Below are 20841 nucleotides of genomic sequence, written 5' to 3' on the forward strand. Positions count from 1 at the left end.
GACGACTATCTCATCGCGCGCTAGTGCTCCAGGAATCTTCCGGACTCGATCAGCGGCAAGTCCCTCACCGGCCAGTTGTAGATATACGTCCACGCCTCGCCCACGCTGCCGTCGGCGAGCGTGACCGGCAACATCTCCCTGATATATTCGGTCGGCGGCGCAAAACCCTCGCCACAGGCTTCATACATGTCGAACTCGCGCAGCATCACCTCGGGCCCGCGCAGGCGGAACAATTCGCCATGCACGACATCGGCTGCACCGTCCGACTTAACCAGACCGGGATAGTGCTTCACCAGATAGAGCCGGCCGCGGCACTGCGCCGCGCCGAGGAAGTCCGCATTGGCCGACAGCAGCTTCGCCATCGGATGGTCGAAGCCGCGCATCAGCGTGCCGTAGACGAAGAGCAGGTCGGAGATCATGGGAGCAATCCTAGGCGGCCGCCACTTCATCGGTGACGACGACGAATTTCGCCAGCGTCATGCGGCCGAAACTGGTGGTGAGCGCGACGTCGGCGGCGTCGCGGCCGGTCCCCATCAAGATGCGGCCGATCCGCGGCACATTGTGGCGGGCGTCGAAGGTGTACCATTGGCCGGAGAGATAGACCTCGAACCAGCCGGAGAAATCCATCGGCGCGGGATCCGGCGGCACGCCGATGTCGCCGAGATAGCCGGTGCAGTAGCGCGCCGGGATGCCCATGCAGCGGCACAATGTGAGCGCGAGATGCGCGAAGTCGCGGCAGACGCCGGTGCGCTGCTCGTAGACGTCGTGCGCCGATTTCATGTGATGGGCATGCTCGTAGCCGAAGGTGACGTGGTTGTGCACGAACTCCACGATCGCCTGCACCCGCGCCCAGCCCAGCGGCGTCGCGCCGAACAGCGACCAGGCGATGTCGGTCAGCTTGTCGGTCTCGCAATAGCGGCTCGGCATCAGATAGAGCAGCATGTCGTCGGGCAGTTGCTCGATCGGCAGCTGCTGCGCGGCCGGATTGACCACGTCCGGCAGGCCGGAATCGCGCACCAGCGCATCGCCGTGGAAGGTGACGCCGCCGGCGGGCGCAACAAGACGTCCGCAAACATTGCCAAAACTGTCGCGATAGAAGCCGATCGGCACGCCGGGCGCGGTGACGATATGCTCGGTGCCGACGATGTCGGCGTACCGCGAGGGATGGATCGACAGCATGATCACCATCGGCGTCGGTTGGGCGGCCGTGTAGGTGATCTCGAAGCCGACCTTGATCTGCATCGTCAGGCCGTCTCCCACTCCGCATCCTCGCCGACCGAGACGACGTTGATGTCGACATCCATGTGCTGGAACGCGTCCGCCGGGCCGAGATAGACCCCGTGCAGCGGAATCGCCTGGCGCGGATCGCGGGCGACGGCGACCCGGATCAAGTCGCGGGTGCCGACGATGCCATTGGTCGGATCGAACTCGATCCAGCCGGCGTTCGGCAGATAGACCTGTACCCAGGCATGCGTCGAGCCGCCGCCGACATAGCCATGCGCGCTGTCGCTTGCACTCGCCAGATAGCCGGAAACGAAACGCGCGGCGATGCCGAGCCGGCGCAGCGCCTCGATCATGAACAGCGCGTAGTCTCGGCAGGTGCCGGATTTCGTCTGCAGCGTGTCGAGCGGATGCTGGGTGCCGTGCTCATGGCGCTTGCGATAGCGGAAGCTCTCGCGAATGCCGTGCGTCATGTCGCTCAGGATGTTGAATGTCGGCGTCGGCGCCACGATGTCGAGGAAGCGTCGCGCCCAGGCCGACAGTTCGCCGTTCGGATCGCCATATTGCGGCGTGATGAACTGCTGCAGGTCGGGGAATTCCTCGTCGTCGTAGAGGAACGGATAGAAATAGGCGCGATCGTCCGGCGTCAGCGCGAACTCGTGCGCCGGATTGTGCTCCACCGTCGCGGTCGAGACAAAGGACAGCGCATCGGCGCGCTCGTCGAAATTCGCGATCGCGACGCTGTTGCCGAATACGTCGTGGATCCAGCGCAGCGACATCGGCTGCGGATCGATCACAAGCTCGCTGCCGAGCACGCGCAGATCATGGCTGTCGCGCGGGCGCAGCATGATGCGGTGCTCGCCAAACGCTACCGGGCGCTTGTAGCGATAAACGGTCTTGTGATGGATAGTCAGCAGCGGCATCGTCGAACAATCATCGTTATTTCGGACCGTCTAATCTATAGGGAATGCTGCTCATTTCCAGACCGGCATGCCGCCCGAATAGGCAAAACTGAGGAAAAGCCCCTTGAATCGCGTCGGTGATCCCACTTTTCTGCTCGCAAGGACCGATGTTCCGCCGGTTCTCGAACGCAATCCCGCCAGCCACTCGCCGTTCCTCTTCACCTGCGATCATTATGGCCGGCTGATTCCCTCTTCGCTCGGCGATCTCGGCCTGCCCGAAAGCGAGCTGGTACGGCACATCGCCTGGGACATCGGCATCGCCGGCGTCGCCGAGCAACTTGCCGACCTGCTCGGCGCGCATCTGATCGCGCAGCGCTATTCGCGGCTCGTGATCGACTGCAACCGCCCGCCGCATGTCGCAAGCTCGATCCCGCTGATCAGCGAAGCCACCACCGTATCAGGCAATGAAGGCCTGTGCCGTGAAGACGCCGAGGCGCGCCGCGCACAGATCTTCGATCCCTATCACCGCCGCATCGACGAGATCATCGACGCGCGCGCGCAGCAGGGCATGCCGACGGTGCTGGTGTCGCTGCATAGCTTCACGCCTGTCTATGCCGGCATCGCGCGGCCCTGGCACATCGGCACGCTCTATCACCGCGACACGGTGCTGCCGCCATTGCTGTTGAGACATCTGCGCAACGAGAGCGATCTCGTGGTCGGCGACAACGAGCCCTATGCGGTCAGCGACGAGACCGACTACACAATCCCTGTGCATGGCGAGAAGCGCGGCCTGATGAACTCCGGCATCGAGATCCGCCAGGACCTGATCTCCGACCAGGCCGGCGAGACGGCGTGGGCCGATCGGCTGGCGCGTATTCTCGGCGAGATCGAAGCGACGCTGCGCAGGGAAGCGTTGATCTAGCGTACGATGAAGTCAGGTTGAGCCGGTCTTGTAGCAGACTGGCTGCACCTCTCCCGCTTGCGGGTGGGTGCTCTCTCCGCAATGTGACTCGTGGAGGGAGCCCCCACCCCAGCCCTCGCAAGCGGGAGAGGGAGCGCACTGCCTTCACGACAACTACTCAACCTAATCTCATCACGCTTCAGCGAATGGCCGCCACTCAGCCGAGATCGTGCAGATCCTTGCCAAGCGGCGGCGTCAGGCGAAACGACGAGAACACCACCTTCAGTCCGGCCCGCTCGGGGGTGCAGGCCATCGGTCCGACAAGGTAGGAGTCCGCCTTGGGGAACGGTGCGAGCCGCATCAGCGGCCAGAGCTTGCCGTCGACTGAGGTCTGCAAGCGAAGCACGCCGTTCGCGACGGTCGCGCGCAGCCGGAAGTCGCTGGCATCGTGCCCATAATGCGCCGTCGCCCAGTCCGATCGCCCGTCGGTCAGAACGCTGCCAAGCATGGCATGGCCGTCGGAGAACTCGATCCCGGCCTTGACCCAATGCTGTGCGTCGATGCGCACCATGATGCCCGCCTGGTCGTAGAGCGCGCGAAAGTCGCCCTGCACCCGCAGCTCGGCGGTGAATGCCTCGCCGGTCCGGAAGCCGAGAAAATGTCCGCTGTCGCGGTTAAAGCCGTAGTGAGTCTCGCGCCAGAAGTCGGTGGCTTTGTCGGTGATGATCTCAAGGCTGCCGTCCTGTGCGGACCATCGTTCCGGTTCGTTCAGCCATACACCGTCGCTTCTGCGCAGGATCGAGTTGTGCATGTCAGCCCGGTTACCGAGCCCGTGTCAGCGCGAGCCAGATGCCGCCGCCGATCATGAAGCCGCCGGAGATGCGCGACATCAGCCGCGTCCGTTCCTTGGAGAAGAATTTTCGGGCGCGGCCGGCCAGCAACGCATAGGCCCCGTCGGTCAATACGGCTGTCGCCATGAAGGTGATGCCGAGCAGCGCCACCTGCGGAACATGGGGTTTGTCCATGTCCATGAACTGCGGAATGAAGGCGCCGAAGAACACCAGCACCTTCGGGTTCGACAGCAGCACCAGGAAGCCCTGCAGGAAGAAGCCACCGCGCGGCGGTGGCGGCGTCTCGTCGGTGCCGACGCCCTCGACCGGCGAGCGGATCAGCTTGATGCCGAGCCAGACCAGATACGCCGCACCGGCAAAGCGCACCCAGTCGAACCAGTAGCCCATGGTCGCCATCATCGAGGTCAGGCCGACCGCGACGATCCCGATCACGATCGCGAGCCCCACTTGCGCACCGAGCACATTGGTCATTGCGGCGCGCGTGCCGTAGCGCAGGCCGTTGGCGATGACCATCGTGACGATCGGACCGGGCAACAGCGCCAGCGCAATGCAGGCGGCGACGAAGGCGAAATAGGCTTGCAGGGACATGGAGGACTCTTGGGTTTATTTCGGGGCATTATGCATGTTGGGGACGCAGATGGAAGCGGCTGAGCCCCTCAGCCCGCTCTTGCGGGGTCGAGACGAGCGAAGCTCGCTCTTAGAGGGTTGGGGTGAGGGGTCTCTCCGCGGGTCTTGCGTAAGTCGTTGGACCTGTACCCCCTCACCCGGATCGCATCTGGCGATGCGATCCGACCTCTCCCCGCAAGCGGGGCGAGGTGAAGAAAGCGCCGACTGCTTAGCCGCCCTCCATTGCTGCAGTCATCCATCGTTTCAGTTCGGCAGACTCCAGGAACTTCAGCGCCAAGCGCTGCACATCCGCCGCATCGCCGCTGCCCTGCGCGGCCGCCACCAGCAGGTCGCAGCGGTGCGACACGGCGATACCGATCGCGGTGCGCTTGCCGTCAGGCATCTCGATACCATACGCCCTGATCCGTCCGGGCATGTCGGCGACATCAACGACATCGCCGGCCTTCAGCGGCGCAAAGCGCGCGCTGATCATGTCGATATCGGCGACGCGGTCGACCTCGTCGTCATCGGCGACGCCGCTTCCGCAGTTGCAGAAGCCGAGCTTGGGCCGGACGTAGACCTCGACATCAGCGCCGCAAGCCGTGGTGTCGCAGCGGAAGGCGCGGCCGGCGGGCCAGCCGTCGCGCGGGAACGGCCAGACGATCTCGTGCCACTCGCCGGCGCGCGGCGGCGCCATCTCGTAAGCTGCCACAGCCGAAAGGCCGCCGAGCGCCAGAGACATCGCCGCGATGACGGGCCACAAGCGCATCACGCCCTCACGGCAGGCCGGCGACGGTGCGCGCATCGCCGGTCAGTTCGAGAATGTGCAGGCCGGTGTTGGCGCGGTCGACGATGTAAATGTAGCCGCGCTCATCGGTCTCGACATTGTTGGTCTGGATCGCGACCTTGCAGCGGTCCTTGCCACCGATGGTGACGCAGCGCTTGTCGGTCGCGGATGTGATCGATGGGATGAAGTAACCGACTTCCCTGGGGTGATAGGGATCGCGGATGTCGAGTGCACGGACGCCGGCGTTGAAGAAGGCGATGAAGGCCATCTTCTTGTAGTAGACCGGCGCCATGCTCTCGTTCGACGAATGCGAGCCGAACCGGCCGCCACGTTCGCAGAACGAGCCCGAGGCCTCCGGCACGGTATAACTCGAGATCATCATCGGCCGCGCCTCGGTGGTGACGTCCGCGAACCACACCATTTGCCGCGCCTCGCCGCATTCGTTCTGGATCGCCTCGTCGACGATCATGACGATGTCGCGGGTCTTGCCGTCCTTGTCGCGCGCGAACTCCGCGATCGGCATATCAGGCATCGGAAACACCGTATGCGCGCCGTTGAGCGCCGACATCGGCATCCGCGCAATCTCCGGGAATTTCAGATTGTCGGGCGTCGGCTCTTTCGGCCCGTTCAGGAGCTTGTCGCGATCGACGATCTGCAGGAAGCCGCCCTTGTCGGTGCCGTAGCCGAAATAGATCCGGTTGCCCTTTGGTCCGGTCGAGATCGGCCCGTGCAGTTCGGTGGGCACCGCGCCGGTCGCGCCCGGCTCCTGCCCGGGCAGACCAAAGTCCCTGATCTTCACCGGATGCGCGGGATCGGAGAGATCGTAGACCTGCGTCATGCGCCGCGTGCGCCAATCCGGCGCGCCGGATACCAGGTACGCAATGCCGGTGTCGCATTCCCACCAGTTCTTGTGGGTGTCCTTCAGGCCCTCGCCGATCCTGGTGACGAGCACCGGATTAGCCGGATCGGCGACATTCCATATCTCATGCCCCTGGCTGCCGACCGCGCGCAGCATGTAGACCGCATTGCGATCGCCCTTCGGCAAATCCTTGCCGTCGCAGATCCGCACCATCTGCGCACCGCCGGATTCATATTTGCCTTCCTGTCCCGGAATGTGCCGCAGATATTTCGGGTGCGCGGGATCGGTGACGTCGACGATCGAGGTGCCGTTCGGCTCGGCCTTGCCGGTCATTGGATTGACGGGATCTGGAATGTCGTCGGTACCGCCGTGGTGACCGATATAGGCGATCCACCTGTCACCCTGATGATGGATGGTCGGCTGATAGGCGCTGCGCCCTTGCAGGTCGTCGGTGCCGACCAGTTTCACGTTGGAGGCTTCGGGTGGGTCGCCGATCTTCTGCTGCTGGGCGCTTGCGCCAGACGCGAGCAGGACAAACCCAACCGTGCAGCAAACCGCCGTAACGCGACCACCCATGCGCACCACCCCTTAGTTCCCCGCCAATCTTCGTTGGCTATCCGCACGATAGCATGGCGAAGCCAACGCAAAAACACACGCTCTTGACATGCAACCATTTGGTTGCATATTATCCGACCCATGGATGAAGTCTTCAAAGCGCTGGCGGATGCCTCACGGCGGACGCTGCTGGACCGGCTTCACGACCAGAACGGACAGACGCTGGGCGAACTCTGCGACGGCCTCGACATGACACGTCAGGCCGTGACCAAGCACCTTGGGATTCTCGAGGAGGCCAACCTCGTCACCACGATCAAGCACGGCCGCGAGAAGCTGCACTACCTCAACCCGGTTCCGATCCATCAGATCGGCGAGCGCTGGATCAGGAAATTCGAGCGCGGAAAGCTCGCCGCGCTCAGCGAATTGAAACGGCAATTGGAGAAGCGCGATGAGTAAGCCTGAGTTCGTCTACGTCACCTTCATCGAGACTAACCTGGAGAAACTGTGGGAGGCGCTGACGAACAGCGAGTTCACACGGCAATACTGGTTCGACACCGAGATCAGGTCCGGCTGGACGGTAGGTTCACCGGTCGCGCTGGTGATGGGCGGCACGACCACCGACACCGGCGCAATCCTCGAGATCGACCGGCCGCGCCGCCTCGCCTACAGCTTCAAGCACGAACTGGATTCCGAGATGGGCAAAGAGCCGGCGACCAGAGTCGTCTTCACGCTCGAACCGGTCGGCAACGTGGTCAAGCTTACCGTCACGCATGACGGGTTCGGCCCCGGCAGCAAGCTTTATGAGGGCATCGCCAAGGGTTGGCCGGCAATCTTGTCCGGACTCAAGAGCCTGCTCGAGACCGGCAAGGCATTCCGGATTCCGCTGGAAGCGCTCGGCGTCGACTGCCACTGAACGCCATGAAGATCTATCGAAGGATACGAACGAACATGAACGTCGAGAAATTCAAGCCGGCAATCGTCTACACGATCTATATCGCCTCCACGCCCGAGAAGCTGTGGCAGGCGCTGACCGAGGCCGAGTTCAGCCGGAAGTATTTCTCCGGCAATGCGGTCGAGGTCGACTTGCGGGTCGGCGGCGCCTTCACCGCGCGCACGCCAGACGGCGCGCCCCATATCTCCGGCGAGGTGATCGAATGCGATCCACTGAGGCGGCTGACCGTGACCTTCAACGTCAACTGGCCGCAGTTGATCGAAAAGCTCGGACCGACGCTCGTCACCTGGGAGATCGAGCCGGCCGGCGACGGCGTGAAGCTGACCTTGCTGCAGTCGCATGACCGCCCGATCAGCGACGACATCCTGTCCGGCGGCCGCGCCGGCTGGCCGGCGATCCTCTCCAGCCTCAAGAGTCTGCTGGAGACCGGGCAGGCCATGGTGATCCCGATGCAGCCGCCGGCGCGCATGCTGGCCGCACTCAAGGAGCTGGGGATCGCGACGCCGTAGCTTCCGCCAACATAGCCAACCACTCAGTTTGCTCTCGGCCGGAGCCTCAGATCCATCGCTCGCGGCTCCGGCCGGAGGCAGCGCCCACGTCGGGCCGCATTCCAGGAACCAATGATCAACCGGATCATTGAAGCCGTGACGCGGGGCACGCTTGCGTCGCCGCCTTCTCCGTTCGACCAGAAGCAATCTCATCCGTTCGCTTCAACACGGAATTCCGATCCCGCGCGGCAAGCGATTACCGATGGTCGACATCTTGCGGGACCACAAACCAAGGAGTCTTCAATGGCCAAGAAACCGAAGCTGCTGAGCGACCTGTTCCATGAGACACTGAAGGACATCTATTTTGCCGAGAACAAGATACTGAAGACCTTGCCCAAGATGGCGAAGGCCGCCGAGTCCAAGGAGCTTGCCGCGGCGTTCAACAAGCATTTCCGTGAAACCCAGGGGCAGGTGAAACGCCTCGAACAGGTCTTCAAGATCATCGGCAAGCCGGTCCGCGGCAAGACCTGCGATGCGATCAACGGCATCACCGATGAGGGCGCGGAGATCATGAAGGACTTCAAGGGAATGCCGGCGCTCGACGCCGGTCTGCTCGCGGCCGCGCAAGCCGTCGAGCACTATGAGATGTCGCGATACGGCACATTGCGGACCTGGGCCGAAGAGCTTGGCATGCCGGACGCGGCGAAATTGCTGCAAGCGACCCTTGACGAGGAGAAGGCCACCGACTCCGCCTTGACCAAGCTTGCCAAGTCGATCGTCAACGTGGATGCCGAGCAGGATCTGGCAGCGTAACAGTCAGAAAGACGAATTCGCGGAAAGTCCCCTCACCCGGATCGCATTTGACCATGCGATCCGGCCTCTCCCCGCAAGCGGGGCGAGGCTAAGAAACCTAACCCAACGCCCTCAACTCGCGTCGCAGCACCTTTCCCGTTGCCGTCATTGGCAGGCTCTCCGCGAACTGCACGAAACGCGGATATTCGTGGGCAGCGAGTTGCACCTTGACGAACTCCTGGATCTCGCGCGCCAGCGCGTCGCTCGGCGCATAGCCCGGGCGCAGCACGATCCAGGCCTTGATCGATTCGGTGCGGATCGGATCGGGAATGCCGACCACGGCCGACATCGCCACTGCCGGGTGCTTCATCAGCGTGTGCTCGATCTCTGACGGACCGACGCGGTAGCCGGCGGACGTGATGACGTCGTCCTCGCGGCTGACGTACCAGAAATAGCCGTCCTCATCCTGCACGCCGAGATCGCCGGTCAAGAGGAATTCGCCGGCGTATTTTTTCGCGGTCGCCGCCGGATTGCGCCAATATTCGATCATGGTGCAGGGACATGGCTGGCGCACGCCGATGATGCCGCGCTGTCCGCGCGGCAATTCCTCGCCTCTGTCGTTGACGATGCGGACGTCGAAGCCCGGCGTGGCGCGGCCCATCGCACCGGGGCGGATCGGAAACAGGTTCGAATTGCTGCCGATCACGAGATTGCATTCGGTCTGGCCGAACACCTCGTGGGCATCGATCCCGAAGGTGTCGCGCACCCATCCCAGCAGTTCGCCGCCAAGCGACTCGCCGCCGGTGAAGATGCTGCGCAGCTTCACGCCGGGATTCGTGACACCCGCCTGCCGCATCAGCTTCAGCGCGGTCGGCGGCAGGAACACGTTGCGGATGGCAAGATCAGCCATCATTTGCATCGCCGCCTGCGGCTCGAACTTGCGGGCGCGATGACCGACCAGCGGGATGCCGTGATACCAGAACGCAAACAGGCCGTTGATCAACCCGCCGATCCAGGCCCAATCCGCCGGCGTCCACATCAGGTCGCCGGCCTGGGCAAGAAGTCGTGGCACATCTCGACATTGGGCAGATGGCCAAGCACGACGCGATGGGCATGCAGCGCGCCCTTGGGATTTCCCGTGGTGCCCGAGGTGTAGATGATCAGGCCGGGATCGTCGGCCGAGGTGTCGACGGTCGTGAATTCCGGCGAGGCCGATTTGATCGCGTTCCAGAACGACTTTGTCCCGGCCGGCGTGCGTTCGCCGACGATATAGATCGACTTCAACTCGGGAAGCCGCTCGCGGATTTTTGCGATCTTCTCCCAGCCGGCCTCATCGGTGACGACGGCCTTGGCTTCCGAATTCGACAGGCGGAATTCGAGCGCGTCTTCGCCGAACAGCGCAAACAGCGGGATCGAGATGACAGCTGAGCGGAACGCGGCGAGATGCGCGACCGGCAGTTCGAGCGACTGCGACAGGAACACCGCGACGCGGTCGCCGCGGACCAGGCCGTCGGCACCTAGCACATTGGCGAAGCGGCGCGAGGCGTCCGCGACCTCGTCGAACGTGGTGCGCGTGGTGCCGCCGTCCTCGTCGACATAGACCAGCGCGAGCCGCTTGGTGCCGTCGGCGTAACGGTCGCAGCAGGCGGTCGCGATGTTGAAGCGCGCAGGGATGTCCCAGCGGAAATTGCGGGTGAGTTCGTCGTAGGTGGCGGCTTCAGTCAGCATGGTTGCCAGCGCGGTTGGACATCAGAGACTCGACCTTACCTGAAGGAAAGATTTTTCGAGAGGCGCTTTGCGATCACCTCGCGTTCAGCTATCCCAAGACATGTTACTGCACGCAAGTCTCCTCACAATTGCAGGGAGACACCATAAGCACGATGGGGAAACGTCTCATGCCGCAAATGACGCGCCGCAATATCCTTCGCGCCGGTGCGACACTGGCTGCAGCCGCGCCATTTCTGCCGGTGCGGGCCGCCGATGACGCCGCAAAACCGGCCTCCGACGCCAAACCGAAATCGCGGCTGATCCTGCTCGGCACCGCCGGCGGGCCGACGCCGAAACCCAATCGTGCGGCTCCCGCGCAGGTCATCGTCGTCAACAACAATTCCTATGTGATCGACTGCGGCAACGGCGTCGCCCGCCAGATGATCCTGGCCAAACTCAAGCTGGCGTCGATCCGCAGCGTGTTCATCACCCATCACCATTCCGATCACAACGCCGACTACGGCAATCTGTTGCTGCTGGCCTGGGCGACCGATCTCACCAAGCGCGTCGATACCTACGGGCCGCCGCCGCTGGCCGAGATGACCAGGCAATCTCTCGCTCTGAACGACTACGACATCCGCACCCGCATCGCCGATGAGGGACGCCCGCCGTTGAAGGACTTGATCGTTCCGCATGAGATCAGTGCCGATGGCCTCGTCATGCAGGACGACAACGTCAAGGTGTCAGCGGCCCTGGTCGAGCATCCGCCGGTCACGCCCGCCTTCGCCTACCGCTTCGATTGCCCCGACCGCTCGATCGTGATCTCGGGCGACACCAGGCCATCGCCAAACCTCGTCAAGCTGGCGCAAGGCGCCGACGTCCTGGTCCACGAAGTCATGCACCTTCCGTCGCTCGAGCAATTGATCGCGACCGAGCCGAACGCCAAGACGTTGCGCGAACATCTGCTGGCGAGCCACACCACGACCGAGCAGGTCGGCCGCATCGCCACCGAGGCAGGGGTCAAGACGCTGGTGCTGTCGCACTTCGTCCCCGGCGGCTATCCCTTCCTCAAGGACGAGGTCTGGTTCGACGCGGTACGGCCGTACTTTTCGGGAAATCTCGTCGTCGGCCACGACCTGCTGGAGCTCTAGATCGCGCCGGCATAGGATTCTCGGCCTTGTTCGCGTTCCCTTGCGGCCCAACTGAAATTCAGTCTCCCTGCATATAGCGAACCGGATTCTGCTCGTCCGCCTTGAAGATATCGGCGGCCTCGGCGAACAGCGCCGCTACGGCCGGGGCTTTCAGATCGTCGAATGCCTCGAAGCTGAAATTGTTGCCACCGGTCCGCAATTCACCGAGCTTGCCGGCATAGAACGCAACGAGCGGCCTCTTGCCCCTTGTGACCGCGACATAGACGCTGATGTAGTTTTTCTGCAGAGCGACGCCGATCACCGGCCACGACGTCGCCTTGCCGGATTTGATGGCGTAGCGAAACTGGCCGTAGCCGATCATGGTCATGCGCATGCCGGCCTCGCCCGCCGGCGTTCCCGTGTGGAAATGCCGTTTCAGGCCGGGCGCCGCCTTTCGCATCAGGCTGTGCAGTTGTTCGAGATCCGCCGTCCGGGCGGGATCGAAAGCGAGATAGGCCTCGAGGCTATCCGCTGTGACACGAAACACTGCAAGACCTCCGCCGCTATCCCGCCAGCGCCGCCTTCACCAGGCCGCTGGCCTTGCCGAAATCCATCTGGCCGGCGTATTTCGCGCGCAGCACGCCGATGACCTTGCCCATGTCCTTCATGCCGGCAGCGCCGGTCTCGGTGACAACAGCCGCGATCGCGGCCTTCACCTCGTCATCGGACATCTGCTTCGGCAAATAGGCCGAGATCACCGCGATCTCCTCGCGCTCTTGGGCGGCGAGTTCGGCGCGGCCGCCCTTGTCGTAAAGCTCGACCGATTCCTGGCGCTGCTTGATCATCTTCTGCAGGACGCCAAGCAGATCGGCGTCGGAGAGCGGCGGCTTGCCCTGCCCGCGCGCGTCGATATCGGCGTTCTTGATGGTCGAATTGACCATGCGCAGCGTGGAGAGCTTGCGCTCCTCCTTCGCCCTCATCGCATCCTTGACCGCATTGTTGATGTCGTCGCGCAGCATCGTCATGTCCTTGGAACTGGGAATCCATTCATCTAGGCAGTTCGCGGCGATAGAACAACCTAGTTCCGCAGCCATTCGACCAGCGCGTCGGCGCAGGCCTGCGGCTGCTCCAGCTGCGGCAGGTGGCCGCAATCGGAGAGGACGATCAGCTTTGCGCCGGGAATGCCGTTGGCCATCTCGTCCGACAGCGAATTCGGAACAGTGTTATCGGTATCGCTCGTCAACACCAGCGTCGGACACCTGATCCAAGCCATGCCCGGTCGCGAGTCCGGCCGGCTGAGCACCGCGGTCTGCTGACGGATGAAGGCCTCTGCGCCGACGTCCTCGCTCATATCGTCAACGACCTGACGCAGGTTCGCATCGCCGTGCCGCGACGGATGCACGAAGCCGGGAAACAGCTCGTCGACCACGCTGCGATATTGGCCTCCCCTCGCGCGCTCGATCAGACCCCGGCGGCGAGCTGTTGCTTCCGGCGTGTCGGCTCTAGCCTGGGTGCTCATGAGCGCCAGTTTCGCAACCCGATCGGGCGCCTGCCGCATGATCTCGAAGGCGATATAGCCGCCCATCGAATGGCCCGCGAGCGCGAAACGCGGGGGCGCCTCGGCCAGAACCCGGCGCGCGATCGCCCCCATATTGTCGTCCCTGACGTGGTTGGCGACCGTCACGGGCCCGAACCGCCATAGAGCCGGAATCACGGGGGCAAATATCCGCGGTGAGCAGATAACGCCCGGAACGAGCAGGATCGGCATCGAATTGTCCATGCGAAGGCTCCGGACCGGGTCATTTTCGGCAAGCAAACGGCCGCCGAAGGGAACTTTAGATTAAAAGGCCGTTCCGGCCTGTCAAATCGGCCGGCAATGCCATGTGAATCCGCACCCTTTCGCTTTGACGGCGCAGGGTGCGGCGACTATTTAAAGGGCTCATGACAATCCCCGAAAACGTTCCCGCCTGGCCGGACCACAAACCGACCGCGCTCCTTGTGCTCGCCGATGGCACCGTGCTGGAAGGCTTTGGCCTTGGCGCGGAAGGCCACGCCGTCGGCGAAGTCTGCTTCAACACCGCGATGACCGGTTATGAGGAGATCCTCACCGACCCGTCCTATGCCGGGCAGCTTATCACCTTCACCTTCCCGCATATCGGCAATGTCGGCACCAACGATGAAGACATCGAGACGGTGAACATGGCCGCGACACCCGGCGCGCGCGGCGTGATCCTGCGCTCGGCGATCACGGATCCCTCGAATTACCGCGCCACCCGCCACCTCGACCTCTGGCTGAAGGCGCGCGGCATCATCGGCCTCTCCGGCATCGACACCCGCGCGCTGACCGCCCTGATCCGCTCCAAGGGCATGCCGAACGGCGTGATCGCGCACGCCAAGAGCGGCGAGTTCGACCTGCACGGGCTGAAGGAAGAGGCGCGCGAATGGCCGGGCCTCGAGGGCATGGATTTGGTGCCGATGGTCACCTCCGGCCAACGCTTTACCTGGGATGAGACGCCCTGGGTGTGGCAGCAGGGGTTTGGCCGGCAGACCGCGCCCGAATTCAATGTGGTCGCGATCGACTATGGCATCAAGCGCAACATCCTGCGTTTGCTCGCCGGCGTCGGCTGCAAGGTGACCGTGGTGCCGGCGACGACGTCGGCCGAGGACATTCTGGCGATGAAGCCGGACGGCGTGTTCCTGTCGAACGGCCCCGGCGATCCGGCGGCGACCGGCAAATATGCCGTGCCCGTCATCCGGCAGGTGATCTCCTCGGGCACGCCGACCTTCGGCATCTGCCTCGGCCACCAGATGCTGGGGCTCGCCGTCGGCGCCAAGACCATGAAGATGCATCAGGGCCACCACGGCGCCAATCATCCGGTCAAGGACGAGACCACCGGCAAGGTCGAGATCACCTCGATGAACCACGGCTTTGCGGTGGACCAGGCGACGCTGCCTGCTGGCGCGGCGCAGACCCACATCTCGCTGTTCGACGGCTCCAATTGCGGCATCGCGCTCGAAGGCAAGCCGGTGTTCTCGGTGCAGTACCACCCCGAGGCCTCGCCCGGTCCGCGCGACTCGCACTATCTGTTCCAGCGCTTCGCCGATCTGATGCGGCAGAAGAAGAGCGCGGCGTAAAGTTCTCCATGACCGACGGCCCCGCCCCGAAGCCCGAATACGGCGTCTCCTCGATGGAGGTGTTGGCGTCGATGTCGGGCCTCGACTTCGTACGTGGAATTTTCGCCCGCACATTGCCGGAGCCGCCGATCATGCAGACGGTCGAGCCGTTCGACTGTACGGCCGAGGCGGGCGTCGTGGTGATCCACAGCGTGCCGGGCTTGCGCCACTACAACCCGATCGGCTCGGTGCATGGCGGCTACGCCGCGATCCTGCTGGATTCCGCGATGGGGCTCGCGGTGCAGACCATGCTCCCCAAAGGCAGCGGCTACACCACGCTGGAGTTCAAGATCTCCTTCATCCGCGGCATGAGCAAGGACACCGGCACGATCCGCACCGAGGGCCGCGTCCTCAACGCCGGCCGCCGCGCCGCGACCGCGGAAGCCCGCATCACCGACGACAAGGGCAAGCTGGTTGCGCATGCGACCACGACCTGCATGGTGTTCGAGCTACCCAAAAGCGCCTGAAGACAATCGCGTCCCCGCGCATTGGAGGCATGACGGACCGCGCTGGATCAGCGCCGGCGTTATGTGATTGACTTTCCCCGTCCGAGATCAGGCCAAAATGGTCCGGCCAGCACAGGGAAAACGCCCGATGACGTCAGCCAGTTCAGACATGACCATCCGTGACGTCAGCGTGACGATGCTGCGGCTACCCTGGGCCGACGATCCCTGGCTGAAAGGCGCAGCGCTGGGCGCGACACGTGACATTCTGATCTGCGAGGTCGAGACATCAGGCGGCATCACCGGCATGGGCTATCTGTTCGTGTTCCGCCCGGGAATGAAGTCGATCGCGGCCTGTCTCGACGAGTGCATCATCCCGCGCGTGAAGGGCAAGGACGCCACTGCGATCGAGGCGATCTGGCGCGATCTGTGGACGGCGACGATGACGTATGGCCGCGGCGGCATCGCCGCGATGGCGATGTCGGCGCTCGACATCGCGCTGTGGGATGCCGTGGGGAAACGCGCCGGCCTGCCACTGCACCGGCTGTGGGGACATTATCGCTCAGAGATCCCGATCTACGGCTCGGGCTGTTTCCGCGGCGCCGGCGGCGACGGCATGATCGAGAAAGCGCTGCATTTCGTCAAGCAAGGCTACAAGGCGATCAAGATGCAGGTCGCGCATGTCCACACGCCCGCGCAAGACCTCGACAATGTACGCCGCATGCGCGAGGCGCTCGGTCCCGATATCGATATCATGATCGACGTCAACATGGGCTGGACCGCCGATGTCGCGATCGAGATGGGACGCAAGTTCGAGAAGTACGATATCTACTGGCTCGAGGAGCCGGTGCCGGCCGATGATTTCGCCGGCTATCAGCGCATCGCCGCGGCGCTGGACATGCGTGTCGTCGGCGGCGAGACCCATTTCACGCGCTACGATCTGCGGCCGTTCTTTCTCAATCCCTGCCTGCCGATCCTGCAGCCCGACCCGATGCGCGGCGGCATGACCGATCTGCGCAAGATCGCAGCGCTTGCGGACACGTTCGGCATCACCATCGCGCCGCATCTGTTTCCCGAGCTGAACGTGCACCTGCTGGCTTCGATCCCGAACGGCATCTGGTGCGAGAACATGGCGCTGATCGACGATCTCTGGGTCGATCCGCCGGAGATTGCCAACGGCATGATCACGGCGCCGGAGCGGCCGGGACACGGGCTCAGATTCAAGGAAAGCGTGCTGAAGTTCAAGATCTAGAGCATGATCCGGAAAAGTGTGAAGCGGTTTTCCGAAAAGATCATGCTCAAACAAGAAGCTAAAGCGCGATGACGATTCAGCCTAATCTCATTGCGCTTTAGCGGGAACGGTTTTCGAACCAGCGGTTTGGTTTGTCCTGACATCACGCCTCCTCAACATGCCGGAGAACCACCATGTCGGTCATCAGTACCGATATCGAGCCCCTCACCTTTGTCTTTCAAGACGACGGCCTGGTGCCCAACAACCCGATGCCCTTCCTGGTCTACAAGGCCACGGTCGACGTGCGGAATGAGCATCCCGAAAAGACCATCGAGGGCCTGTTCGGTGCCAATGGCTGGGGCGCGATGTGGCGGAACGGCGTCTACGACTACACGCACTATCACGCCACCGTTCATGAGGTGCTGGGCGTCGCCCGCGGCCGCGCCCGCGTGCAATTCGGCGGCGAGTTGGGCCGCGCGCTGGAGATCGCAGCCGGCGACGTCGCCATCCTGCCGGCCGGCACCGGGCATCGATGCCTGTCGACGAGCGACGATTTCTGCGTGGTCGGCGCCTATCCGCCGGGGCCGCCGATGGACCTGCAGCGACCGACGCCGGAGAACCACGCGAAGGCGTTGAAGACGATTCCACTGGTCGCGGTGCCCGCGACCGATCCGGTGATGGGCAAGGATGGCCCGCTGCTGCGGCTGTGGAGGCGGTAGCTCTTTCCCGAACATTGCGTAGGGTGGGCAAAGCAAAGCGTGCCCACCTTCACACGAACGGTGCAAGAATGGTGGGCACGGCGCTTGCGCGCCTTTGTCCACCCTACGAAATCAACGCCTGCAGCGGCTCTACGCCGCGTTGCTGCCTTCCTGGCGGCTTGCTTCGAACAGGAACCAGGTGCGGCGCTCGGTCTCGTCGATGAAGGTCTCGAGCAGGCCGGCGGTGCCGGAATCCTCGTGATCGTCGCAGAGCTTGTGTGCCTTGCGCATCGCGGCGGCCATTTGCTTGTTGTCCTCCATCAATTCGCGCAGCATCTCGCGCGGCGGGACGTAATCCTCGTTATTGTCCTGGATGGTCTGATGCTTGGCGACATCGCCGATCGACTTCAACGTCGCGCCGCCGAGCTTGCGCACCCGTTCGGCAAGCTGGTCGGTGGTCGCAAAGATCGCGTCCGACTGCTCGTCGAGCATCAGATGATAGTCGTGGAAATGCCGGCCGCTGACGTGCCAGTGGAAATTCTTGGTCTTCAGATAGAGCGCGAACGCATCAGCCAGCAGCGTGTTGAGCGCGGCCGAGATCTGGTGCACCGCAGCCTGCGGCAGATCGCTCGGCGTATCGAGATCGGGGGAGATTTTATCAGTCTTGGCTTTGCTCACGTGAGACCTTCCTGTTAGGAACCGCCTGTTAGGAACCGGACCTTCGGCGCATTGAACATTCGCCGCCGGACCGCTAACGCATTACTTCCCTGCCCGTTCCTATGCCAGGAACCCTGCTTTTCGGAATTACCCCCACGATGGATGACTGGATCGACTATTACGATTCCACGCATACGATTTATGCGAGCAAGTTGCACCGCGACCTGCATTTCGAAGTCATCGCGCGCGACATCATCGGCTATATCGCCTCGCCCGACGCCGTCGTGCTGGACTATGCCTGCGGCGAGGCCCTTTCGGCGGCGAAGGTCGCGGAAGCATGCGCAAAACTCTATCTGGCCGAGCCCGCGCCCGGCGTACGCGGCCGGCTGATTGCGCGCTTTGCGCCCAACACCAAGATCCGCGTGCGCTCGCTCGACGATCTCAGGAAGATGGATGAGAACTCGGTCGATCTCGTCGTGATGAACTCCGTCGCGCAATACATGACATCAGAGGAACTGGATTCCGCTTTCGATGTGATCCATCGCCTGCTGAGGCCCACCGGCCGCTTCGTGCTCGGCGATATCCTGCGGCCCGAGGTCGGAATGCCGCGCGACGTGCTGGCGCTGCTGCGCTTCGCCGCGACCCACGGCTTCCTGCGCGACGCGCTGATCGGGCTGGTCTCGACGGCGCTGTCCGACTACCGGCATTTGCGCAACAAGGTCGGCCTGCAGCGCTACCGCGAGGCCCAGATGATCGCAAAGCTCAGCGCGGCTGGCTTCACGGCATCGCGCGCCCCGCGCAATATCGGGCACAATCCATGGCGAATGACGTTCGTGGCGCAGCACTGATCGGCCGCGTAACGAAGCGTTAAGGTTAACCAGAGGTAAACATGGTGGCTGCTGAAATAATCAGCAATGATCCGCTCGGCCCGGTGGCGGAAGTGTCAACGCGGCAGTGATGCATCACTGTTTATCCTGGTTCAAATCCAGGCCGGGCCTCCACGCTTCGCCCTGACGGGCTACGCGTGGCGCAGCCACGCCAGACCGGCAGGGCAAAGCGTGTCCGGCGTAGCTTGAGCGAAGCGAAAGCGTAGACGGACCGGGCCTCCACCCTCTATCAATCAGCGTCGGCTATTTCGGATTCTGGAAGAAGCTGCAATCGTCCGGCGTCGCGCGCGGCGGATTTAAGCACTGCATCGATCAAACCGGGGAAACGCGCGTCCAGATCCTCGCGGCGCAGCTTCATCAGCCGGTTGGTGCCGACGATGCGCGTTTGCATCAACCCGGAATCGCGCAGCTTTGCGAAGTGATAGGCCAGATTCGATTTGCCGCTGAGCTCGTTGAAATCGCCGCAGCACAATTCGGTCCCGTCACGTTCGTGCTGCGCCAAATGGTAGACGATCGCCAGCCGGATCGGATCGCTCAGGCAATCCAGCACGACCGGCAATTCCATCTGGTCACGCGTGGGATGTCGCAGGGGTCTCGCCATCACCAACACATACTGATTCAGGTCAGCCGGCGCAATGTTCAATATTTGTTGAACTAATTGACATAGGCCGCCACAAAGTCAATTGTTCAACAAGCATTGAACAATGGGGAATGATCATGAGCGTGCTCTGGCTGGGCGTGGCGGCATTTGCGATCGGAACGGAAGCCTTTGTCATTGCAGGGCTTTTGCCTGTCATCGCCGCGGACCTGCAGGTCTCCCTTGCGTCCACCGGCCAGCTCGTGACCGTCTACGCCCTGACCTATGCGGTCGGTTCACCGATCCTCGCCGTCGCCTTCAACAATTTCGACCGTCGAACCTTGCTGGCGCTTGCGCTCTCCTGCTTCATCGTCGCCAATCTGCTGGCCGCGATGGCGACGACGTTCGTGTTCCTGCTGGCGTCGCGCATGCTGATGGCCGTTGGGGCAGGACTGTGCATGCCGACGGCGCTGGCCGTGTCCGTCGCCGTCGCGCCTCCCGAGCGACGCGGTCGCGCGATCGCCCTTGTGACCTCAGGGCTGACGGTTGCCACCGTCCTCGGTGTCCCGTTCGGCACCTTCGTCGGCAATCAGTTCGGCTGGCGTGCCACATTCGTTATGGTCGCCGGCCTCGGCGCGGTGGCGCTCCTTGGCCTGTTGTTCGGACTGCCCCGCGGCCTGCCACGCACGACCGCGACGATTAGCCAGCGGATCGCCGTCGCGCGGCGCGGTGCCATGCTGCACGCACTTGCGATCACACTCCTCTGGGCGATCGGCGGTTTCACCATATTTACCTATTTGTCGGTGCCCTTGCGCGAGGTTGGTTTCGGTCCCACCGGGATCAGCCTGGCATTATTGACCTTCGGTTCGGCAGCCGCGATCGGCAATTTGCTCGGCGGCTCGCTCGCCGATCGCCTCGGCCCGATTCCGACCGCAACCCTCGGACTGATCGGGATGATACTGGCCCTGACCCTGCAATCGGCCGCGCTGAAGTTTGCGCCGCCGGAACTGGCAGGCCCGATCATCCTTGCCCTGATCTTCTGTCAGGGTTTCTCCGGCTGGGCCTTCTACACGGCACAGATCGCAAGCATCGTGCGGATCGAGCCTGACGTCGCGACCATCGCGCTCTCACTCAATGCCTCTGCGATGTATCTCGGCTTCGCGATCGGGGGGATCACCGGGGCCGTGGTGCTATCGGTCATGGGCCCCAGCGACCTTGGCTGGACGGGCGGCCTCTGTGTCGTCGCCGCACTCGCGGCGCTGCTGATTTGCGGGCGCCAGACGCGGCTAGAACCGCTCGAAATTGCCGGTTGATTGAGCCTTTTTGGGGGTTTCGCAGGTGCGGAAACTGGTCTAAAGACCACCCGCGCGCGAGGGATCGCGCTTCCAGCGCTACAGCTGTAGCGCAGGGCTCGAGGGACGCG

At 63.4% G+C, this 20841-nt stretch carries 24 protein-coding genes, 1 tRNA gene and 1 pseudogene; 13 read left to right on the forward strand and 13 right to left on the reverse strand.

Translation table 11 applies throughout. The features are described 5' to 3' along the window. Nucleotides 1-20: 20 nt before the first annotated feature. From ACP2YO_RS40040 to ACP2YO_RS40050, 3 genes are read right to left on the reverse strand one after another with little or no spacing between them, the layout of a single operon-like run. Nucleotides 21-419 (reverse strand): gamma-glutamylcyclotransferase family protein, encoded by a 399-nt coding sequence (locus tag ACP2YO_RS40040; protein WP_426436700.1) that lies wholly within the window; start codon nucleotides 417-419, stop codon nucleotides 21-23. Between the two features lie 10 nt (nucleotides 420-429). Next, nucleotides 430-1242, reverse strand: coding sequence for a transglutaminase-like domain-containing protein (locus tag ACP2YO_RS40045; RefSeq protein WP_426443435.1), 813 nt, complete (start codon nucleotides 1240-1242; stop codon nucleotides 430-432). A 2-nt stretch (nucleotides 1243-1244) separates the two neighbouring features. Continuing rightward, nucleotides 1245-2144 (reverse strand): transglutaminase family protein, encoded by a 900-nt coding sequence (locus ACP2YO_RS40050; RefSeq protein WP_426436701.1) that lies wholly within the window; start codon nucleotides 2142-2144, stop codon nucleotides 1245-1247. Between the two features lie 103 nt (nucleotides 2145-2247). Between ACP2YO_RS40050 and ACP2YO_RS40055 the strand changes: the two genes are divergently transcribed. Next, nucleotides 2248-3045 (forward strand): N-formylglutamate amidohydrolase, encoded by a 798-nt coding sequence (locus tag ACP2YO_RS40055; protein WP_426436702.1) that lies wholly within the window; start codon nucleotides 2248-2250, stop codon nucleotides 3043-3045. A 196-nt stretch (nucleotides 3046-3241) separates the two neighbouring features. Here ACP2YO_RS40055 and ACP2YO_RS40060 read toward each other — a convergent pair whose 3' ends face one another. The 4 genes from ACP2YO_RS40060 to ACP2YO_RS40075 form a co-directional block, all read right to left on the reverse strand. Next, nucleotides 3242-3835, reverse strand: a complete 594-nt coding sequence (locus ACP2YO_RS40060; RefSeq protein ID WP_426436703.1) for a DUF1349 domain-containing protein — start codon at nucleotides 3833-3835, stop codon at nucleotides 3242-3244. 10 nt (nucleotides 3836-3845) lie between these two features. After that, nucleotides 3846-4463, reverse strand: a complete 618-nt coding sequence (locus ACP2YO_RS40065) for a LysE family translocator (protein WP_426436704.1) — start codon at nucleotides 4461-4463, stop codon at nucleotides 3846-3848. A gap of 247 nt (nucleotides 4464-4710) precedes the next feature. Then, the gene (locus ACP2YO_RS40070) at nucleotides 4711-5250 is read right to left on the reverse strand and encodes a hypothetical protein (protein WP_426436705.1); all 540 of its coding nucleotides are present in this window, start codon (nucleotides 5248-5250) and stop codon (nucleotides 4711-4713) included. A gap of 7 nt (nucleotides 5251-5257) precedes the next feature. After that, the gene (locus ACP2YO_RS40075; protein ID WP_426436706.1) at nucleotides 5258-6703 is read right to left on the reverse strand and encodes an LVIVD repeat-containing protein; all 1446 of its coding nucleotides are present in this window, start codon (nucleotides 6701-6703) and stop codon (nucleotides 5258-5260) included. A 120-nt stretch (nucleotides 6704-6823) separates the two neighbouring features. On the opposite strand from ACP2YO_RS40075, the gene ACP2YO_RS40080 reads away from it, so the two are divergent. From ACP2YO_RS40080 to ACP2YO_RS40095, 4 genes are all read left to right on the forward strand, one after another. Then, nucleotides 6824-7138 (forward strand): ArsR/SmtB family transcription factor, encoded by a 315-nt coding sequence (locus ACP2YO_RS40080; protein ID WP_024581051.1) that lies wholly within the window; start codon nucleotides 6824-6826, stop codon nucleotides 7136-7138. Next, a complete protein-coding gene (locus tag ACP2YO_RS40085; RefSeq protein ID WP_426436707.1) occupies nucleotides 7131-7595 on the forward strand; it encodes an SRPBCC family protein in 465 nt (154 codons plus the stop codon). Before ACP2YO_RS40080 ends, ACP2YO_RS40085 begins: the two co-directional genes overlap by 8 nt. A 35-nt stretch (nucleotides 7596-7630) precedes the next feature. Beyond that, nucleotides 7631-8143, forward strand: coding sequence for an SRPBCC family protein (locus ACP2YO_RS40090; RefSeq protein ID WP_426436708.1), 513 nt, complete (start codon nucleotides 7631-7633; stop codon nucleotides 8141-8143). 282 nt (nucleotides 8144-8425) lie between these two features. Next, nucleotides 8426-8935 (forward strand): ferritin-like domain-containing protein, encoded by a 510-nt coding sequence (locus tag ACP2YO_RS40095; RefSeq protein WP_426436709.1) that lies wholly within the window; start codon nucleotides 8426-8428, stop codon nucleotides 8933-8935. A 97-nt stretch (nucleotides 8936-9032) separates the two neighbouring features. Here ACP2YO_RS40095 and ACP2YO_RS40100 read toward each other — a convergent pair. Continuing rightward, nucleotides 9033-10642 (reverse strand): annotated as a pseudogene (locus ACP2YO_RS40100) (acyl-CoA synthetase). 167 nt (nucleotides 10643-10809) lie between these two features. Between ACP2YO_RS40100 and ACP2YO_RS40105 the strand changes: the two are divergent. After that, the gene (locus ACP2YO_RS40105; RefSeq protein WP_426436710.1) at nucleotides 10810-11772 is read left to right on the forward strand and encodes an MBL fold metallo-hydrolase; all 963 of its coding nucleotides are present in this window, start codon (nucleotides 10810-10812) and stop codon (nucleotides 11770-11772) included. Nucleotides 11773-11830: 58 nt separating this feature from the next. Here ACP2YO_RS40105 and ACP2YO_RS40110 read toward each other — a convergent pair whose 3' ends face one another. The 3 genes from ACP2YO_RS40110 to ACP2YO_RS40120 are packed head-to-tail and all read right to left on the reverse strand — an operon-like array spanning nucleotide 11831 to nucleotide 13531. After that, entirely contained in the window at nucleotides 11831-12298 is a 468-nt protein-coding gene (locus ACP2YO_RS40110) for a hypothetical protein (protein WP_426436711.1), read from the reverse strand. 16 nt (nucleotides 12299-12314) lie between these two features. Next, nucleotides 12315-12770: a GatB/YqeY domain-containing protein gene (locus ACP2YO_RS40115; RefSeq protein ID WP_426436712.1), complete on the reverse strand. Its 456-nt coding sequence runs from the start codon at nucleotides 12768-12770 to the stop codon at nucleotides 12315-12317. 59 nt (nucleotides 12771-12829) lie between these two features. After that, nucleotides 12830-13531: an alpha/beta fold hydrolase gene (locus ACP2YO_RS40120; RefSeq protein ID WP_426436713.1), complete on the reverse strand. Its 702-nt coding sequence runs from the start codon at nucleotides 13529-13531 to the stop codon at nucleotides 12830-12832. 161 nt (nucleotides 13532-13692) lie between these two features. Between ACP2YO_RS40120 and carA the strand changes: the two genes are divergently transcribed. The 4 genes from carA to ACP2YO_RS40140 all read left to right on the forward strand — a co-directional run bounded on the left by carA (nucleotide 13693) and on the right by ACP2YO_RS40140 (nucleotide 17318). After that, nucleotides 13693-14886: a glutamine-hydrolyzing carbamoyl-phosphate synthase small subunit gene (gene carA, locus ACP2YO_RS40125; protein ID WP_426436714.1), complete on the forward strand. Its 1194-nt coding sequence runs from the start codon at nucleotides 13693-13695 to the stop codon at nucleotides 14884-14886. An 8-nt stretch (nucleotides 14887-14894) separates the two neighbouring features. Then, nucleotides 14895-15392, forward strand: a complete 498-nt coding sequence (locus ACP2YO_RS40130; RefSeq protein ID WP_426436715.1) for a PaaI family thioesterase — start codon at nucleotides 14895-14897, stop codon at nucleotides 15390-15392. A gap of 127 nt (nucleotides 15393-15519) precedes the next feature. Further along, nucleotides 15520-16620 (forward strand): mandelate racemase/muconate lactonizing enzyme family protein, encoded by a 1101-nt coding sequence (locus ACP2YO_RS40135; RefSeq protein ID WP_426436716.1) that lies wholly within the window; start codon nucleotides 15520-15522, stop codon nucleotides 16618-16620. A 173-nt stretch (nucleotides 16621-16793) separates the two neighbouring features. Beyond that, on the forward strand, nucleotides 16794-17318 hold the full coding sequence (locus ACP2YO_RS40140; protein ID WP_426436717.1) for a cupin domain-containing protein: 525 nt from the start codon (nucleotides 16794-16796) through the stop codon (nucleotides 17316-17318). 129 nt (nucleotides 17319-17447) lie between these two features. Here the strand turns inward: ACP2YO_RS40140 and ACP2YO_RS40145 are convergent, their stop codons facing one another. Beyond that, complete coding sequence (locus ACP2YO_RS40145; RefSeq protein WP_426436718.1) at nucleotides 17448-17975, reverse strand: Dps family protein; 528 nt, start codon at nucleotides 17973-17975, stop codon at nucleotides 17448-17450. Nucleotides 17976-18112: 137 nt separating this feature from the next. Between ACP2YO_RS40145 and ACP2YO_RS40150 the strand changes: the two genes are divergently transcribed. Next, the gene (locus ACP2YO_RS40150; RefSeq protein WP_426436719.1) at nucleotides 18113-18802 is read left to right on the forward strand and encodes a class I SAM-dependent methyltransferase; all 690 of its coding nucleotides are present in this window, start codon (nucleotides 18113-18115) and stop codon (nucleotides 18800-18802) included. A 77-nt stretch (nucleotides 18803-18879) separates the two neighbouring features. After that, a tRNA-OTHER gene (locus ACP2YO_RS40155) sits at nucleotides 18880-18955 on the forward strand. Between the two features lie 115 nt (nucleotides 18956-19070). On the opposite strand, the gene ACP2YO_RS40160 is transcribed toward ACP2YO_RS40155, so the two are convergent. After that, complete coding sequence (locus tag ACP2YO_RS40160; RefSeq protein ID WP_426443436.1) at nucleotides 19071-19442, reverse strand: ArsR/SmtB family transcription factor; 372 nt, start codon at nucleotides 19440-19442, stop codon at nucleotides 19071-19073. 116 nt (nucleotides 19443-19558) lie between these two features. Between ACP2YO_RS40160 and ACP2YO_RS40165 the strand changes: the two genes are divergently transcribed. Beyond that, nucleotides 19559-20731, forward strand: coding sequence for an MFS transporter (locus ACP2YO_RS40165; protein WP_426436720.1), 1173 nt, complete (start codon nucleotides 19559-19561; stop codon nucleotides 20729-20731). The last annotated feature ends 110 nt before the right edge of the window (nucleotides 20732-20841 follow it).

Origin of the sequence: Bradyrhizobium genosp. P (genome assembly GCF_049949265.1) — a bacterium.
In the GTDB taxonomy this organism is placed as follows: Bacteria; Pseudomonadota; Alphaproteobacteria; order Rhizobiales; family Xanthobacteraceae; genus Bradyrhizobium.

Coding starts and splice junctions, on each gene's coding strand:
- ACP2YO_RS40120 (WP_426436713.1), bottom strand. CDS start 13,531: ATGGACAATTCGATGCCGATCCTGCTCGTTCCGGGCGTTATCTGCTCA.
- ACP2YO_RS40105 (WP_426436710.1), top strand. CDS start 10,810: ATGCCGCAAATGACGCGCCGCAATATCCTTCGCGCCGGTGCGACACTG.
- ACP2YO_RS40075 (WP_426436706.1), bottom strand. CDS start 6,703: ATGGGTGGTCGCGTTACGGCGGTTTGCTGCACGGTTGGGTTTGTCCTG.
- ACP2YO_RS40065 (WP_426436704.1), bottom strand. CDS start 4,463: ATGTCCCTGCAAGCCTATTTCGCCTTCGTCGCCGCCTGCATTGCGCTG.
- ACP2YO_RS40115 (WP_426436712.1), bottom strand. CDS start 12,770: ATGCTGCGCGACGACATCAACAATGCGGTCAAGGATGCGATGAGGGCG.
- ACP2YO_RS40060 (WP_426436703.1), bottom strand. CDS start 3,835: ATGCACAACTCGATCCTGCGCAGAAGCGACGGTGTATGGCTGAACGAA.
- ACP2YO_RS40130 (WP_426436715.1), top strand. CDS start 14,895: ATGACCGACGGCCCCGCCCCGAAGCCCGAATACGGCGTCTCCTCGATG.
- ACP2YO_RS40040 (WP_426436700.1), bottom strand. CDS start 419: ATGATCTCCGACCTGCTCTTCGTCTACGGCACGCTGATGCGCGGCTTC.
- ACP2YO_RS40095 (WP_426436709.1), top strand. CDS start 8,426: ATGGCCAAGAAACCGAAGCTGCTGAGCGACCTGTTCCATGAGACACTG.
- ACP2YO_RS40165 (WP_426436720.1), top strand. CDS start 19,559: ATGAGCGTGCTCTGGCTGGGCGTGGCGGCATTTGCGATCGGAACGGAA.
- ACP2YO_RS40050 (WP_426436701.1), bottom strand. CDS start 2,144: ATGCCGCTGCTGACTATCCATCACAAGACCGTTTATCGCTACAAGCGC.
- ACP2YO_RS40085 (WP_426436707.1), top strand. CDS start 7,131: ATGAGTAAGCCTGAGTTCGTCTACGTCACCTTCATCGAGACTAACCTG.
- ACP2YO_RS40150 (WP_426436719.1), top strand. CDS start 18,113: ATGGATGACTGGATCGACTATTACGATTCCACGCATACGATTTATGCG.
- ACP2YO_RS40160 (WP_426443436.1), bottom strand. CDS start 19,442: ATGGCGAGACCCCTGCGACATCCCACGCGTGACCAGATGGAATTGCCG.
- ACP2YO_RS40135 (WP_426436716.1), top strand. CDS start 15,520: ATGACGTCAGCCAGTTCAGACATGACCATCCGTGACGTCAGCGTGACG.
- ACP2YO_RS40090 (WP_426436708.1), top strand. CDS start 7,631: ATGAACGTCGAGAAATTCAAGCCGGCAATCGTCTACACGATCTATATC.
- ACP2YO_RS40045 (WP_426443435.1), bottom strand. CDS start 1,242: ATGCAGATCAAGGTCGGCTTCGAGATCACCTACACGGCCGCCCAACCG.
- carA (WP_426436714.1), top strand. CDS start 13,693: ATGACAATCCCCGAAAACGTTCCCGCCTGGCCGGACCACAAACCGACC.
- ACP2YO_RS40140 (WP_426436717.1), top strand. CDS start 16,794: ATGTCGGTCATCAGTACCGATATCGAGCCCCTCACCTTTGTCTTTCAA.
- ACP2YO_RS40070 (WP_426436705.1), bottom strand. CDS start 5,250: ATGCGCTTGTGGCCCGTCATCGCGGCGATGTCTCTGGCGCTCGGCGGC.
- ACP2YO_RS40080 (WP_024581051.1), top strand. CDS start 6,824: ATGGATGAAGTCTTCAAAGCGCTGGCGGATGCCTCACGGCGGACGCTG.